The sequence below is a fragment of the Aeromicrobium sp. Leaf291 genome, from assembly GCF_001423365.1.
GTDB lineage: Bacteria > Actinomycetota > Actinomycetes > Propionibacteriales > Nocardioidaceae > Aeromicrobium.
Genome location: NZ_LMNM01000002.1, coordinates 615210 through 630724 on the forward strand (window position 1 = coordinate 615210; position 15515 = coordinate 630724).

The 15515-nt window shown below is 70.4% G+C and carries 14 protein-coding genes; 9 read left to right on the forward strand and 5 right to left on the reverse strand.

What is annotated here, in order from left to right:
• Window positions 1–4: 4 nt before the first annotated feature.
• Both ASF35_RS12560 and ASF35_RS12565 read right to left on the reverse strand, forming a co-directional pair.
• Window positions 5–310: a putative quinol monooxygenase gene (locus tag ASF35_RS12560; RefSeq protein WP_055967959.1), complete on the reverse strand. Its 306-nt coding sequence runs from the start codon at window positions 308–310 to the stop codon at window positions 5–7.
• A complete protein-coding gene (locus ASF35_RS12565) occupies window positions 303–1751 on the reverse strand; it encodes an APC family permease (RefSeq protein ID WP_055967963.1) in 1449 nt (482 codons plus the stop codon). Before ASF35_RS12565 ends, ASF35_RS12560 begins: the two co-directional genes overlap by 8 nt.
• 112 nt (window positions 1752–1863) lie before the next feature.
• Here ASF35_RS12565 and ASF35_RS12570 point away from each other — a divergent pair, with 112 nt between their 5' ends.
• Entirely contained in the window at window positions 1864–3141 is a 1278-nt protein-coding gene (locus tag ASF35_RS12570) for a cytochrome P450 (protein ID WP_055967966.1), read from the forward strand.
• A gap of 18 nt (window positions 3142–3159) precedes the next feature.
• Here ASF35_RS12570 and ASF35_RS12575 read toward each other — a convergent pair whose 3' ends face one another.
• Together ASF35_RS12575 and ASF35_RS12580 are read right to left on the reverse strand one after the other, a co-directional pair.
• On the reverse strand, window positions 3160–3558 hold the full coding sequence (locus tag ASF35_RS12575; RefSeq protein WP_055967970.1) for a hypothetical protein: 399 nt from the start codon (window positions 3556–3558) through the stop codon (window positions 3160–3162).
• A gap of 113 nt (window positions 3559–3671) precedes the next feature.
• Window positions 3672–4325, reverse strand: a complete 654-nt coding sequence (locus ASF35_RS12580) for an MBL fold metallo-hydrolase (protein WP_055967973.1) — start codon at window positions 4323–4325, stop codon at window positions 3672–3674.
• A gap of 52 nt (window positions 4326–4377) precedes the next feature.
• Here ASF35_RS12580 and ASF35_RS12585 point away from each other — a divergent pair, with 52 nt between their 5' ends.
• Both ASF35_RS12585 and uvrA read left to right on the forward strand, forming a co-directional pair.
• Window positions 4378–4581 (forward strand): hypothetical protein, encoded by a 204-nt coding sequence (locus tag ASF35_RS12585; protein WP_055967976.1) that lies wholly within the window; start codon window positions 4378–4380, stop codon window positions 4579–4581.
• Window positions 4582–4680: 99 nt separating this feature from the next.
• Complete coding sequence (gene uvrA / locus ASF35_RS12590) at window positions 4681–7548, forward strand: excinuclease ABC subunit UvrA (protein ID WP_055967980.1); 2868 nt, start codon at window positions 4681–4683, stop codon at window positions 7546–7548.
• A gap of 100 nt (window positions 7549–7648) precedes the next feature.
• Here the strand turns inward: uvrA and ASF35_RS12595 are convergent, their stop codons facing one another.
• Complete coding sequence (locus tag ASF35_RS12595) at window positions 7649–8629, reverse strand: type IV toxin-antitoxin system AbiEi family antitoxin domain-containing protein (protein WP_055967983.1); 981 nt, start codon at window positions 8627–8629, stop codon at window positions 7649–7651.
• Between the two features lie 234 nt (window positions 8630–8863).
• Here ASF35_RS12595 and uvrC point away from each other — a divergent pair, with 234 nt between their 5' ends.
• From uvrC to gap, 6 genes are all read left to right on the forward strand, one after another.
• On the forward strand, window positions 8864–10804 hold the full coding sequence (uvrC, locus tag ASF35_RS12600; protein WP_055967986.1) for an excinuclease ABC subunit UvrC: 1941 nt from the start codon (window positions 8864–8866) through the stop codon (window positions 10802–10804).
• Window positions 10801–11661, forward strand: coding sequence for an RNase adapter RapZ (gene rapZ, locus ASF35_RS12605; protein WP_055967989.1), 861 nt, complete (start codon window positions 10801–10803; stop codon window positions 11659–11661). Before uvrC ends, rapZ begins: the two co-directional genes overlap by 4 nt.
• Window positions 11658–12641 (forward strand): uridine diphosphate-N-acetylglucosamine-binding protein YvcK, encoded by a 984-nt coding sequence (gene yvcK / locus ASF35_RS12610; RefSeq protein ID WP_200914564.1) that lies wholly within the window; start codon window positions 11658–11660, stop codon window positions 12639–12641. Before rapZ ends, yvcK begins: the two co-directional genes overlap by 4 nt.
• 37 nt (window positions 12642–12678) lie before the next feature.
• Window positions 12679–13662, forward strand: a complete 984-nt coding sequence (gene whiA, locus ASF35_RS12615; RefSeq protein WP_055967991.1) for a DNA-binding protein WhiA — start codon at window positions 12679–12681, stop codon at window positions 13660–13662.
• Window positions 13663–13702: 40 nt separating this feature from the next.
• Window positions 13703–14443 (forward strand): putative protein N(5)-glutamine methyltransferase, encoded by a 741-nt coding sequence (locus ASF35_RS12620; RefSeq protein WP_235499158.1) that lies wholly within the window; start codon window positions 13703–13705, stop codon window positions 14441–14443.
• A 63-nt stretch (window positions 14444–14506) separates the two neighbouring features.
• Window positions 14507–15511, forward strand: a complete 1005-nt coding sequence (gene gap, locus ASF35_RS12625) for a type I glyceraldehyde-3-phosphate dehydrogenase (RefSeq protein ID WP_055967993.1) — start codon at window positions 14507–14509, stop codon at window positions 15509–15511.
• The last annotated feature ends 4 nt before the right edge of the window (window positions 15512–15515 follow it).

Here is a 15515-nt window from a genome sequence, read left to right on the forward strand (position 1 = left end):
CCGGCTAGGCCGGGCCCTCCCCGCTCACGTGGTAGCGCCGCACGTGGGCGTCCAGCACGTCGGGGAGGGCGGTCCCGCGGTCGTCGGGGAGCGCGCGGAACGCCATCAGCGAGGACTCGTCGGTCCACTGCTCGAGCACCACGACGAGACCGGGGTCGACGCTGTCGGCCGCGACGGCGAAGGCCACGCACCCGGGTGCACGCCGGGCGAGCTCGACGGCGTGACGGCACGCGTCCACGTACGCGTCGCGGTGGGCGGCGTCGACACGGAGCCAGCCGGCGACGACGAGGGTGGTGGAGCCGTCAGCCACCCAGGCCCTCGACGTCCTCGAACGAGCTGTCGGCCGTGCCGGTGGCCTTGTTGATGAAGTACGTGACGACCCACAGGGCGACGCCGATGAGCATGAGCGCCCCGGCGATCTTGTAGACCTCGGGGTCGCGATCGACCCACGGTCCGGCGAGGAAGAGGCACAGGAAGGCGGCCACGGCGGGCAGGACCCCTGGCGACATGAAGTGGTTCCGCTCGGCGCCGGTGGTGTCGCGTCGCAGGATGAGGCACGCGACGTTGACGATCGCGAACACGCACAGGAGCAGGAACGCGGTCACGTTCGAGAGGTTGGCGACCACGTTGCTGTCGGCGTCGCGGGTGACGTAGAAGATCAGGCCCAGCGCCAGGACCGTGGAGAACCCGACGGCGACCCACGGGGTGCGTCGTCCGGGCAGCACCGCTCCGAGCTGGCGGGGGAGCACCCCTTGCTTGGCCATGCCGTAGAGGAGCCGGCTCGCCATGAGCATGTTGATGAGCGCGGTGTTGGCCACGGCGAACACGGCCAGGAACGGGAACACCCGGTCGATCGGGAAGTCGGGTGCACCCTTCGACACCACCTCGAGCAGTGCGCGCCCCTCGGAGTCGGCGATGTTCTTCAGCTCGGGGGCGGTGAGCACCGCCACGACCGAGACGGCGACCAGCATGTAGAGGATGACGGCGATGCCCAGACCGGTGAGCATGGTGCGGGGGAAGATCTTGTTCGGCTCCTTGACCTCCTCGACCATGTTGACCGCGTCCTCGAAGCCGACCATGGCGAAGAACGCGATGGAGGTGGCGGCGGTCACCGCGAGGAAGAGCCCACGATCCTCGTAGTCGCGGAAGGTCACGATCTCGCTCAGGTCGGCGCCGTTGCGGGTCATGGCGTAGAAGCCCACGCCGATGACGATCGAGAGCGCGGCGAGCTCGACGATGGTGAGGACGACGTTGAACTTCACGCTCTCGCCCACGCCACGCAGGTTGATGATCGCCAGGAGGATCATGAAGCCCATGGCGATCGCGACGATGACCCCGCTGCTGGGCGTGCCGTCGATCCAGCCGTTGACCTCGAGGCCGCCGGTGAAGTTGTCGGCCAGTGTCTTCGCCGACGTCGAGGCGCTGGTGATGCCCGAGCAGACGACCGCGAAGGCGATGAGGAACGTCACGAAGTGGATCCCGAAGGCCTTGTGCGCGTACAGCGCGGCGCCCGCGGCCTGTGGGTACTTCGTGACCAGCTCGAGGTAGGAGAGGGCCGTCATGGAGGCCACGACGAAGGCCAGGAGGAACGGCAGCCAGACGAGGCCGCCGACCTTGCCGGCCATCTGTCCGGTCACCGCGTAGATGCCCGCACCCAGGATGTCGCCGACGATGAAGAGCAGCAGCAGCTTGGGTCCCATGACCCGGCGGAGCTCGGTCGGTTCCTGGACCCCAGCGGTGTCGGTGCTCATGTGGCTCCTCGCGTCGTCACCCCCGGAGCACTGCGCCCCGAAGCAGAGTTTGGAGGACACCTTCCTCCGGCTCCGCCTCCAGCGCAACACCAGTAGTAGGTTCTGTGGGGTGATGGACGTACGCGCACGGCTCAGCTCGTGGTTGGGGAGCGTCGTCGTCCGCCGCATCCGGCGCAAGGGCATCGACCTCTCACGCATGTCCTTCATCCCCGAGGAGACCAAGGTCCCCCTCCAGCGCGACGGCACGGACCCGCTGCCGCGGCTGGCCGAGATCCGCGGCCAGGAGCGCCTGCACAAGCTGGCCCTGCCGTTCTCCTTCAACGCCTACCTCGTGTCGGGGTACGACGAGACGCGCACCGTGCTCACCGACCGCGGGGCCTACTCCAACGACATCCGGCACCTGTTCCACGGCGACGGCCCGGCCACGTCCGACGACATCGGCGGGCTGGGCTTCACCGATCCGCCGCTGCACACCCGGTTGCGCAAGATCGTCACGCCCGAGTTCACGATGCGTCGGCTCTCCCGGCTGGGTCCGGTCATCGAGAACATCGTCGACGACGCGCTCGACTCCTTCGAGGCCTCCGGCTCACCCGGCGACCTGGCGAAGCACCTCGCCTTCCCGGTGCCCTTCCAGACGATCTGTGCCCTGCTCGGTCTCGACTACGAGGACCGCGAGGCCTTCGCCGCGCTGGGCAGCGCGCGCTTCGACGCGACGAACGGAGCGGCTGCCGCCTTCGGCGCGGTGTCGGCGCAGCGGGAGTTCCTCTTCGAGGCCGTCGCCCGACAGCGGCTGGAGCCCGGCCCCGGCCTGATCGGCCAGATCATCCGCTCCGAGGGCGACGCGATCAGCGACGTCGATCTCGCCGGGCTCGCCGACGGCGTGTTCACCGGTGGCTTCGAGACCACCGCCGGCATGATCGCGCTCGGCACCATCGTGCTGATGCGCGACGAGAAGCACGCGGCTCTGGTGCGCAACGGCACGTCGCAGGACGTCGAGAAGGTGGTGGAGGAGCTGCTGCGCTACCTCGCCGTCGTGCAGGTCGCGTTCCCGCGCTTCGCCAAGGAGGACATGACGCTCTTCGGTCGGCGGATCCGCAAGGGCGACGTGCTGCTCGCGTCGCTCAGTGCGGCGAACCGCGACCCGGCCGGCGCCGGTGACGAACCGGAGGAGTTCGACCCCTTCCGCGTGCCGCGCAGCGCTCATCTCGCCTTCGGGCACGGCATCCACCGCTGCATCGGCGCCGAGCTGGCGCGCATCGAGCTGCGGACGGTGTTCCCTCGTCTGCTGCGTCGCTTCCCCGACCTCGCCCTCGCGGTGCCGGAGTCGGACCTGTCGTTCCGGCAGCTGTCGTTCGTCTACGGCGTCGACGAGCTGCCGGTCACCTTCTGAGCGACCTCCGGTCCGACGTCAGGCCTCGGACTCCTGTCCGGGGGAGTCCTCCGGCTGCGCGTCGCCGCACTGGCCGAGCGTCGTCGCCTGGTGGCGCTTGAACTCCGGGGAGCTCTCGAACGCCTTGCGGTAGTCCTTCGCCGGCAGTGTCGCGTAGTACTCGACGGCCTCGAGCAGCTCGTCGGCACGTTCGTCGTCACTGACCTCTGCGAGGTCCCGGGCGGGCTCCAGCGCCGCCTCGAACCGTTCGACCGTCTCGGCGTAGTCGTTCTCGTTGAACGCCGCCACGCCCGAGCGCACGAGCGAGCACGTCCGGTCGAAGGCCTGCTGGGAGGCGTCGGGCTCGTCGGACCCACCACCGATCGAGCACGCGCTCGCGAGCACCAGGACCATGGACGCGGCGGCGATCGACCTCATCGGACGAGCGTAGGCAGCCGGGCGCGTTCCCGCAGGGGAGCCGGGGCGACCGGGTCGGTCGTGCGCCTCGTGGCGTCGAGCGAGTCGGTGGCCCGCGTCGTGTCGTCGGACGGCTACCAGCCGCGCTCGCGCCACTCCGGCAGGTGGGGGCGCTCCACGCCGAGGGTCGTGTCGTTCCCGTGGCCGGGGTAGACGTGCGTGTCGTCGGGGTGGCGGCCGAAGATCTTGGTCTCCACCTCGTCGATCAGCGTGGTGAAGTCCTCGGGCGACCAGGTCTTGCCCACACCACCGGGGAAGAGGTCGTCGCCGACGAAGAGGTGCACGACCCCGTCGGGGTCGTCGTAGGCCAGCACGATCGACCCGGGCGTGTGGCCCTTGACCTCGGTGACCTCCAGCTCGCACGAGCCGACGCGGACGCGCGCGCCGGTCGAGACCAGCCGGTCGGTGGGCACGTCGATGCCCTCGGCGTCGTTCTCGCCCGCCACGGTCTCGGCTCCGGTGGCCTCGACGACGGCGGCGAGCGCCTGCCAGTGGTCGCCGTGGCGGTGGGTCGTCACGATGCGGGCCAGGCCGTCCTCACCGACCAGCTCGAGGAGCCGATCCGGCTCGGCGGCGGCGTCGACGAGCACCTGCTCGCCGGTCAGCTCGCACCGCAGGAGGTAGGCGTTGTTGCTCATCTCGCCCACCGCGAGCTTCGTGATCCGCAGGTCACCTGCGTGCTGGACGTCGGCCGGACCGCCGACCTCGACCTCACCCGTGTACGTCATGCTGTGATCCTAGGCGGACGGGGCTCGCCCGCCCGCGGCACGAGGGGGACACGTGGACGGCGCAGAGCTGGCAGGGCGACTGATCGGGCTCGTGCTCGTCCTGACCATCCCGATCGCGATGATCGTCGTCGCGCGACGTCGCAAGACGGCCTCGGCCGGGCAGAAGGGCGGCAAGCTGCTCGTCGCGGGCGTCGTCCTGCTGGTGCTCGTGGTGCTGGGAGTGCTCGCGCAGGCCGGTCAGGTGAACCAGGTCTGACCCCCGTGGGTGAGGTCACCGTCGCTCGAGGTGTTTCTGTCGGCGGTCGCCACTAGGCTCGACACGTATGCCTACACCTGCTGCCGGAACCTCGGAGGGATGTCCGTGACGTCGGACCGCATCGTCGTGCGCGGCGCGCGCGAGAACAACCTCAAGGACGTCTCGCTCGACCTTCCACGTGACTCGCTCATCGTCTTCACCGGCCTGTCGGGGTCGGGCAAGTCGTCGCTCGCCTTCGACACGATCTTCGCCGAGGGCCAGCGACGGTACGTGGAGTCGCTGTCGGCCTACGCGCGCCAGTTCCTCGGCCAGATGGACAAGCCCGACGTCGACTTCATCGAGGGCCTGAGCCCGGCCGTCTCGATCGACCAGAAGTCCACGTCGAAGAACCCGCGGTCCACGGTCGGCACCATCACCGAGGTCTACGACTACCTGCGCCTGCTCTACGCCCGCGCCGGGCGCGCGCACTGCCCCGACTGCGGCGAGCCCATCTCGCGCCAGACGCCGCAGCAGATCGTCGACCGCATCCTCGCCCTCGAGGAAGGCAGCCGGTTCCAGGTGCTGGCCCCCGTCATCCGGGGCCGGAAGGGCGAGTACCTCGAGCTGTTCAAGCAGCTGCAGCAGCAGGGCTTCAGCCGCGCGCTCGTCGACGGCGAGGTGCACAACCTCGCCGACGAGCCGCCCAAGCTTGCCAAGCAGAAGAAGCACACGATCGACGTCGTCGTCGACCGCCTGCAGGTCAAGGACTCGATGAAGCAGCGGCTCACCGAGTCCGTCGAGACCGCCCTCGGCATCGCCGACGGGCTGGTCCTGGCCGACTTCGTGGACCTGCCCGAGGACGATCCGCACCGCATCCGCCGTTTCTCCGAGAAGCTGGCGTGCCCCAACGACCACCCTCTCGCGGTCGACGAGCTCGAGCCGCGGTCGTTCTCGTTCAACGCCCCGTTCGGCGCGTGCCCCGAGTGCCACGGCCTGGGCACCCGCATGGAGGTCGACCCCGAGCTCGTCGTCCCCGACCCGTCGGCGTCCGTGGCCGACGGCGCCATCGCACCGTGGAGCTACAACCAGGTCTCCGAGTACTTCCTGCGGATCACCCAGGCGCTGGCCGAGGAGATGGGGTTCTCCACCTCCACCCCCTACGGTGACCTGCCGCAGAAGGTCCAGGACGTGCTGATGCACGGCCACCCCGACAAGGTGCACGTCACCTACAAGAACCGCTACGGACGTCAGCGGTCCTACTACACGGCCTTCGAGGGCGCGATCGCGTTCATCGAGCGTCGCTACGCCGAGACCGAGTCCGAGACCAACCGCGAGCGGCTCGAGGGCTTCATGCGCGAGGTGGCGTGCGGCGAGTGCGGCGGCAGCCGGCTCAAGCCCGTCATCCGGGCCGTGCTGGTCAACCACCCCGAGCTCGGGCCCAAGAACATCGCCGAGGTCAGCAACCTGTCCATCGCCGAGGCCGCCGAGTACCTCTCCGGCCTCGAGATGACCGACCGCGAGCGGCAGATCGGCGAACGGGTGCTCAAGGAGATCCACGAGCGCCTTCGCTTCCTGCTCGACGTCGGCCTCGACTACCTCAGCCTCGACCGCGCCGCCGGATCGCTGTCCGGCGGCGAGGCCCAGCGCATCCGCCTCGCCACGCAGATCGGTGCGGGCCTGGTCGGCGTCCTGTACGTCCTCGACGAGCCGTCCATCGGCCTGCACCAGCGCGACAACCACCGGCTCATCGAGACGCTCGTGCGCCTGCGCGACATGGGCAACACGCTCATCGTCGTCGAGCACGACGAGGACACCATCCGGGCCGCCGACTGGGCCGTCGACATCGGACCGGGCGCGGGCGAGCACGGCGGTCAGGTCATCGTGTCCGGGCCCGTCAAGGACCTCTACAAGAGCAAGGACTCGATCACCGGCAAGTACCTCTCCGGACGGGAGAAGATCCCGCTCCCCGAGGTCCGTCGGCCGCGTCAGAAGGATCGCGAGATCACGATCCACGGTGCTCGCGAGCACAACCTCAAGGACATCGACGTCACGTTCCCGCTCGGCCAGCTCGTCGCGGTCACGGGCGTCTCGGGCTCGGGCAAGTCGACGCTCGTCAACGACATCCTCTACACCTCGCTTGCTCGCCAGATCTACGGCGCGCGCACCATCCCGGGCCGTCACCGCTCCATCAGCGGCGCCGAGCAGATCGACAAGATCATCCACGTCGACCAGTCGCCCATCGGTCGCACACCGCGATCGAACCCCGCCACGTACACCGGCGTGTTCGACCACGTGCGCAAGCTGTTCGCGCAGACGCCCGAGGCCAAGATGCGCGGCTACCAGCAGGGTCGCTTCTCGTTCAACATCAAGGGTGGTCGCTGCGAGGCGTGCTCCGGCGACGGCACGATCAAGATCGAGATGAACTTCCTGCCCGACGTCTACGTCCCGTGCGAGGTCTGCCACGGAGCGCGGTACAACCGCGAGACGCTCGAGGTCCGCTACAAGGGCAGCACCATCGCCGAGGTCCTCGACATGCCGATCGAGGTGGCCGTCGAGTTCTTCGAGGCCATCCCTGCGATCGCCCGCCACCTGCGGACGCTCGTCGACGTCGGACTGGGCTACGTGCGACTCGGTCAGAGCGCCCCGACCCTGTCGGGCGGCGAGGCCCAGCGCGTCAAGCTGGCCTCGGAGCTGCAGAAGCGGTCCACCGGCCGCACCATGTACGTCCTCGACGAGCCCACCACCGGCCTGCACTTCGAGGACATCCGCAAGCTGCTCCTGGTCCTCGGCCGCCTCGTCGACGCCGGCAACTCCGTCGTCGTCATCGAGCACAACCTCGACGTCATCAAGACGGCCGACTGGCTCGTCGACATGGGTCCCGAGGGCGGCTCCGGCGGCGGCACCCTCATCGCCGAGGGCACCCCCGAGCACGTCGCTACGGTGAAGGCCAGCCACACCGGCCAGTTCCTCGCCCCCCTCCTGCAGTAACACCGATTCCCAGGTCGACCTGGGATTCTTCCGGTTTGCACGAGAACCGCGCAGGAGCACGGGTTGCTTCCCGTGCTCCTGCAGGGAAAACGGGCATTGCTCACACCAGGTGCCGCCGTGCCCGCTCATGGAGCTGACGCGACCGAGCGAGCTCGTACGACCACCGGAGACCGGTGTCGTGCGACTGGCCTGGTCGCACCTCGTGGGCTGTCGCCCTGGACACTCCGAAGCTCAGTCCGCGGATCCGGTCCTCGCGGTGCTTCTCACGCACCACGACGTCGCTGGCGTCCTCACCCGGTCGCAGGTCGCGCCAGTACTTCCTCTGACCGTCCACTTCTCCGATGTGCCGATGCTCGGGCCAGGCCACGTCGGTCCACGCGAACACCTCGCCGTCCTCGACGATCGGGAACTGCGTGACCGGGACCGGCATGGATGCCTCGAAGCACGCCTGGCGCAGCAACGACTCTGCCGCAGTCTGTGCGCCGGGGTCGGCACGACGCAGCACGAACCGCGCCTGCCGCGACCCGGTCCAACCTCTGAACCTGCCTGAGATGTCCGCCAGCTCCTCGCGCACGGCGAGCTCCCGGTTCAGCGCCGAGTCCAGCACCACGAGGGCGCCTCGGACATCACCGGCACACGCCACCTGGAACGTCGCGTGAGCCGGTTCGACCGCCAACAGGCCTGAGGGCGTCTCGACGAAACCGAGCCCGGCGATGTTCCGGTGGTGGTGAACAGCCGACTCTGCGCGCCCCGACCCTGGATCGAGACGAACGACGTGCACCGTCGTCAGATCGACCGCCCAGGTCGCAAGTCCGTGGGCGATCGCTGCGCTGTGGTGCGACAGAGCGACGCTTCCTTCGGGGAACTTGGCCAGGACCGACCGTGCGAGCAGGAGGTGCCTGTCCTCGGGACTCGACGAGGCCAGGACGGCCGGGGTCGTGTAGGTGCCCACGCGGAGTCGGACGAGCATCTTCGCCCGACGAGCCTGACCGATGGCGCGATCCGTCCACCCCAGGGCCAGCAGGTCGCTTCTGAACACGAAGCCGCCGCGGGCCGCGATTGCCAGCTCCAGATCGTCCATCCCTCCACGGTGATGCGCTCGAGACAGGGGCGGGAGGGGTGCGACACATTCTGTGGACGACGCGACGCGGCCTCCGGAGGCATGTGGACGACGCCGACAGATGCACGGCTTCCCTACGTCTGCACGGGTTGCAACCCGTGCAGACGCAGGGAAACCGTGCAGTCCGGCAGATTCCCAGGTCGACCTGGGAATCTCCGGGACGGGTGTGTCGGTGGGGGCTCGTAGGGTGGGGGCGTGGCGGATCCAGCGACCTACCGGCCGGCGCCGGGGGAGATACCGGTCGAGCCGGGGGTCTACCGCTTCCGCGACGCGCAGGGTCGGGTCATCTACGTCGGCAAGGCCAAGTCGTTGCGGGCGCGGCTCAACAGCTACTTCCAGGACGTCGCGGGGCTGCACGAGCGCACGGCGCGCATGGTCACCACGGCCGCGTCGGTCGACTGGACGGTGGTCACCACCGAGGTCGAGGCGCTCCAGCTCGAGTACACGTGGATCAAGGAGTTCGACCCACGCTTCAACGTCAAGTACCGGGACGACAAGAGCTACCCCTGGCTCGCGGTCACGGTCGGCGAGGAGGTGCCGCGAGTCCAGGTGATGCGCGGTGCACAGCGCAAGGGCGTGCGCTACTTCGGTCCCTACGGCCACGCGTGGGCCATCCGCGACACGGTCGACACGCTGCTGCGGGTCTTCCCCATGCGCTCGTGCTCGGCCGGCGTCTACCGTCGCGCCCAGGGCATCGGTCGGCCGTGCCTGCTCGGCGACATCGGCAAGTGCGCGGCACCGTGCGTCGGGCGGGTCACGCCCGAGGAGCACCGCGGCATCGTCGACGACTTCATGGCGTTCATGGGCGGGCAGACCGCCGGGTTCACCCGCTCCATCGAGCAGCGCATGAAGGAGGCTGCGGCCAACCAGGAGTACGAGCTCGCCGCGAAGTTCCGCGACGACCTCGGTGCCCTGAGCCGCGCCCTCGAGAAGCAGACGGTCGTGCTCGGCGACGGCACCGACGCCGACGTCCTCGGCTTCGTCGACGACCCGCTCGAGGTCGCCGTGCAGATCTTCTCGGTCCGCGGCGGGCGCATCCGCGGCCAGCGCGGCTGGGTGGCCGACAAGGCCGACGAGGCGGGCTTCCCCGAGCTCGTCCAGCGTGCCGTCATGACCCTGTACGAGAACACCGCCGCCGAGGCGATCCCGCGCCAGGTGCTCGTGCCGCGGCTGCCGGCCGACGTCGAGGCGGTCACCGAGCTGCTCACCGAGCTGCGTGGGGGACCGGTCCGCATCCGCGTGCCGCAGCGGGGCGACAAGAAGCGGCTGCTCGAGACGGTGGAGCAGAACGCCCAGCAGGTCATGGCGCGCCACAAGCTCAAGCGTGCCGGCGACCTCACGGCCCGGAGCAAGGCGCTCGAGGAGATCCAGGAGTACCTCGAGCTGCCCACGGCTCCGCTGCGCATCGAGTGCTACGACATCTCCAACCTCCAGGGCACCGAGATCGTCGCCTCGATGGTCGTGTTCGAGGACGGCCTTCCCCGCAAGGCCGAGTACCGCCGCTTCACCATCCGCCACGAGGGCCAGAGCGACGTCGCGGCCATGCACGAGGTCATCACCCGACGCTTCCAGCGGCTGCTCAAGGCCCGCAAGGAGGGCGACGAGATCCCGGGCATCGATCCCGAGACCGGTCTGCCGCGCAAGTTCGCGTACGCACCGGGCCTGGTGGTCGTCGACGGCGGTCCGCCGCAGGTGGCGGCCGCCCAGGCCGCGCTCGACGAGCTCGGCATCACCGACGTGGCACTCTGCGGACTCGCCAAGCGGCTCGAGGAGATCTGGGTGCCGCACGACGTCGACCCGGTCATCTTCCCGCGCACGAGCGAGGCGCTGTACCTGCTGCAGCGCGTGCGCGACGAGGCCCACCGCTTCGCCATCGCCCACCACCGACAGCGTCGGGCCAAGGCCATGACGGGCAGCGCCCTCGACGACGTCCCGGGCCTCGGCCCCACGCGGCGCAAGGCGCTGATGGCCGCGTTCGGCTCCGTCCGGAAGATCCGGGCCGCCACGGTCGACGAGGTGGCCGCGGTGCCCGGGTTCGGCCGGGCTACGGCAGAATCCGTCGTGGCGGCGCTCGCCGCCGACGCCCCAGGGCCCGCCGTCGACATGGCGACGGGCGAGATCGTGGAGGACCGATGACGCCGTTGACCACGTTCGTGCTCGTGACCGGCATGACCGGCGCCGGGCGCGGCACGGCCGCCAAGGCGCTCGAGAAGCTCGGCTACTACGTCATCGACAACCTCCCGGCCAGGATGATCGAGGGCGCCGTCGACGCCGCGGAGGGCGCCGACGTCGCCCGGCTGGCCGTGGTCGTGGATTCCCGCTCCGGGGCGTTCTACTCCGGGCTGGTCGACGCGCTCGAGTCGCTGCGCGAGCGTGGCATCCGCGCCCGGGTGCTCTACCTCGAGGCGGCCGACGAGGTCCTCGTCCGACGCCAGGAGGCTGCGCGCCGGCCGCACCCGCTCAGCATGGAGGGCCGCCTGCTCGACGGCTTCGACCGCGAGCGCGAGCTGCTGCGTGCCGTCCGTGGCCGGGCCGACATCGTCGTCGACACCTCGAACCTCAACGTCCACCAGCTCGCCCGCCGGGTGCAGGCCGCCTTCGAGGAGCCGGGGGCCACGGGTCTGCGTGCGTCCGTCATGTCGTTCGGCTTCAAGTACGGCATCCCCATCGACGCCGACATGGTCGCCGACATGCGCTTCCTGCCGAACCCCTACTGGGTCGACGAGCTGCGACCGCTGAGCGGCCTCGACGCGCCGGTGAGCGACTACGTGCTCAGCCAGCCGAAGGCCCCGGAGTTCCTCGCCGCCTACGAGAACCTCGTGGACATGCTGACGGACGGCTTCCTCCACGAGGACAAGCGGTTCCTCACGATCGCGATCGGCTGCACCGGCGGGCGGCACCGCAGCGTGGCCATGTCGGAGGCGTTCGCGGAGCGCTTGAGGTCCCACGGGGTCCGGACCCTCGTGGTGCACCGCGACCTGGGGCGCGAGTGAGCGGGTCGGCCGCACCGACGTCACCGACCGCCCCGAACGGCGGCGTGCGGGTCGTCGCCCTCGGGGGCGGTCACGGGCTGGCGGCCAGCCTGTCGGCCCTCCGGCTGCTGCACACCCGGCTGACCGGCATCGTCACCGTGGCCGACAACGGCGGTTCGTCCGGTCGGCTCCGCGAGGAGCTCGGCGTGCTTCCTCCCGGTGACCTGCGCATGGCCCTGGCGGCCCTCTGCGCCGACGACCAGTGGGGGCGTCAGTGGGCCACGGTGCTGCAGCACCGGTTCCAGAGCGGCGGCGCCCTGAACGAGCACGCCGTCGGCAACCTGCTGATCGCCGCCATCTGGGACATCCTCGACGACCACGTGGCCGGCCTCGACCTGGTCGGAGACCTGCTCGGGGCACGGGGTCGGGTGCTGCCCATGGCGGCCGTCCCCCTCGACATCGAGGCCGACGTGCGCCTGCACGCCTCCCCGGACCACGTCACGGTCGTGCGGGGCCAGACGCAGGTCGCCTCGGTCGACGGGCAGGTCCTGGCAGTGCGGCTCGATCCGCAGGACCCGCCGGCGTGCCCGGAGGCGGTGCGCGCCGTCGAGGACGCCGACTGGGTCGTGGTGGGCCCTGGCTCCTGGTTCACCAGCGTGATGCCGAACCTGCTCGTCCCGCAGCTCCGCGACGCCCTCGAACGCACCTCGGCACGCCGTGCGCTGGTGCTCAACCTGCAGGAGCAGGAGGGCGAGACCGAGGGGCTGTCGCCCACCGACCACCTCGACGTCCTCGCCGCCCACGCGCCCGACCTGCGCATCGACGTGGTGCTCGCCGACCACTCGCTGGTCGACGACGACGGTGTGCTGGAGCGTGCGGCGCGCGCCCTCGGGGCCCGCGTGGTGGCCGCGGAGGTGGCCGCCCGACCCGGCGCCGACCAGCACGACCCGGGCCGGCTGGCGGAGGCCTTCGAAGGGTTCTTGCACCCGGGCATACAGTGAGGGCTGACTGCCCGCGACGACGTTGGAGGACGCCCGGATGGCGATGACGGCCCAGGTGAAGTCGGAGCTCGCGAGCACGACGATCTCGAAGGCGTGCTGCCGCAAGGCCGAGGTGGCCTCGATGCTGCGGTTCGCCGGCGGCCTTCACATCGTCGCAGGACGGATCGTCGTCGAGGCCGAGCTCGACACCGGGGCGGTGGCACGTCGGCTGCGTCGTGACATCCAGGAGGTCTACGGACACGACAGCGAGGTGCTGGTCGTCCAGGGGACCAACCTGCGCAAGGGCACCCACTACGTGGTGCGGGTGGCCAAGGACGGCGAGGCGCTGGCGCGTCAGACCGGTCTGGTCGACGCCAGCGGGCGCCCCGTCCGGGGTCTGCCGCCGCAGGTCGTCTCCGGTGCGTCGTGCGACTCCGTGGCGGCCTGGCGCGGCACGTTCCTCGCCCACGGGTCCCTCACCGAGCCTGGTCGGTCGTCCGCCCTCGAGGTGAGCTGCCCCGGACCCGAGGCCGCCCTCGCCCTGGTGGGTGCAGCCCGACGTCTCGGCATCAGCGCCAAGGCGCGTGAGGTGCGTGGCGGCGACCGGGTCGTCATCCGCGACGGTGAGGCGATCGGCGCCCTGCTCACCCGCCTCGGTGCCCACGAGACGCTGCTCGCGTGGGAGGAGCGCCGCATGCGGCGCGAGGTGCGCGCCACGGCCAACCGGCTCGCCAACTTCGACGACGCCAACCTGCGCCGCTCCGCACGTGCCGCGGTCGCCGCCGGCGCACGCGCCCAGCGCGCGCTCGAGATCCTGGCCGAGGACGTGCCCGACCACCTCAAGATGGCCGGCGACCTGCGCGTGGAGCACCGTCAGGCCAGCCTCGAGGAGCTCGGCCAGCTGCACGTGCCGCCGCTCACGAAGGACGCGATCGCCGGTCGGATCCGCCGCCTCCTCGCCATGGCCGACAAGCGTGCGTCCGACCTCGGCATCCCCGACACCGAGGCCAGCGTCAACGAGGACTCCCTCCCTGAGGCCTGAGTCCGGGACCGGACCCACGGTCGAGGCTCTCGCCGCACGGCTGCGAGCCGCGGGCTGTGTCTTCGCCGAGGACGAGGCACACCTGATCCTGCAGGCCACCGACGACGAGGCCCTGCGCGACGAGATGGTGAGGCGACGCGCTGAGGGCGCCCCGCTCGAGGTGCTGCTGGGCTGGGCCGAGCTCGCCGGGGTGCGCGTGAGCCTCCGGCCGGGCGTGTTCGTGCCACGTCGGCGGTCGTCGCTGCTCGTCGCGCAGGGGCTGGGCGCGCTGGGCCGCGACGGCGCCGTCGTGGTCGACCTCTGCTGCGGGTCCGGAGCCCTGGGACTGGCCCTGGCGCGCGCCCGACCCGACGTCGAGCTCCACGCGGCCGACCTGGACGAGGTGGCGTGCGGGTGTGCGGCCGAGAACCTGCGCGGCATCGGCGAGGTGCATCGCGGCGACCTGTTCGACGCCCTGCCGGTCGACCTGCGCGGGAAGGTGGACCTCCTAATCGTGAACGCTCCCTACGTGCCGAGCGCCGAGGTGGCGCACCTGCCGCGTGAGGCGCGCGACCACGAGCCGCACGCCGCGCTCGACGGAGGAGCCGACGGCGTCGACCTGCACCGCCGCGTGGCCGACCGAGCAGGGGAGTGGGTGGCGCGCGGTGGGACGGTCCTCGTCGAGACCTCCGATCGCCAGGCCCCGAGCACCGCCGGGGCCTTCGACCCGGACCGGTGGACCGTCGAGGTCGTGACCGACGACGAGATCGGGGCCACCGCCGTGCGGGCGACTCGCCGGTAGCCACGGCGACTCGATAGGCTGCAGACGATCATCACCTCGACCCCAGTAGGAGCAGGTTTCATCGTGACCGTTCGCGTGGGCATCAACGGCTTCGGCCGCATCGGCCGCAACTTCTTCCGGGCGGCCCGTGCCGCCGGCGCCGACATCGAGATCGTCGCCGTCAACGACCTGACCGACAACAGGACGCTCGCGACGCTCCTCAAGTACGACTCGATCCTGGGCCGCCTCGACGCCGACGTGTCCTTCGACGACACCTCGATCACCGTCGGCGACCAGAACATCGCCGCCTTCGCCGAGCGCGACCCCGCGAAGCTGGACTGGGCCTCCGTGGGCGTCGACGTCGTCGTGGAGTCCACCGGCTTCTTCACCGACGCCACCAAGGCCAAGGCCCACGTCGACGGCGGTGCGAAGAAGGTCATCATCTCGGCGCCCGCGAAGAACGAGGACGCCACGATCGTCATGGGCGTCAACCACGAGACCTACGACGCCGACGCGCACACGGTCATCTCCAACGCCTCCTGCACCACCAACTGCCTCGCGCCCATGGCCAAGGCCCTCAACGACGCGCTCGGCATCGAGCGTGGCCTGATGACCACGATCCACGCGTACACGCAGGACCAGAACCTCCAGGACGCACCGCACAGCGACCTGCGCCGCGCGCGCGCCGCCGCGCTGAACATCGTCCCCACGTCGACGGGTGCCGCCAAGGCAGTGAGCCTCGTGCTCCCCGAGCTCAAGGGCAAGCTCGACGGCTACGCGCTGCGCGTCCCCGTGCCGACCGGCTCGGCCACCGACCTCACGTTCACCGCCTCGCGCGAGACGTCGGTCGAGGAGGTCAACCAGATCCTCAAGGACGCCGCCGAGGGGCCCCTCAAGGGCTTCCTGACGTACACCGAGGACCCGATCGTCTCCACCGACATCGTCACCGACCCCTCGTCGTGCATCTTCGACTCGGGCCTGACGAAGGTCATCGGCGACCAGGTCAAGGTCGTCGGCTGGTACGACAACGAGTGGGGCTACTCCAACCGTCTCGTCGACCTCGTCAAGCACGTCGGCGCCTCTCTCTGACGTG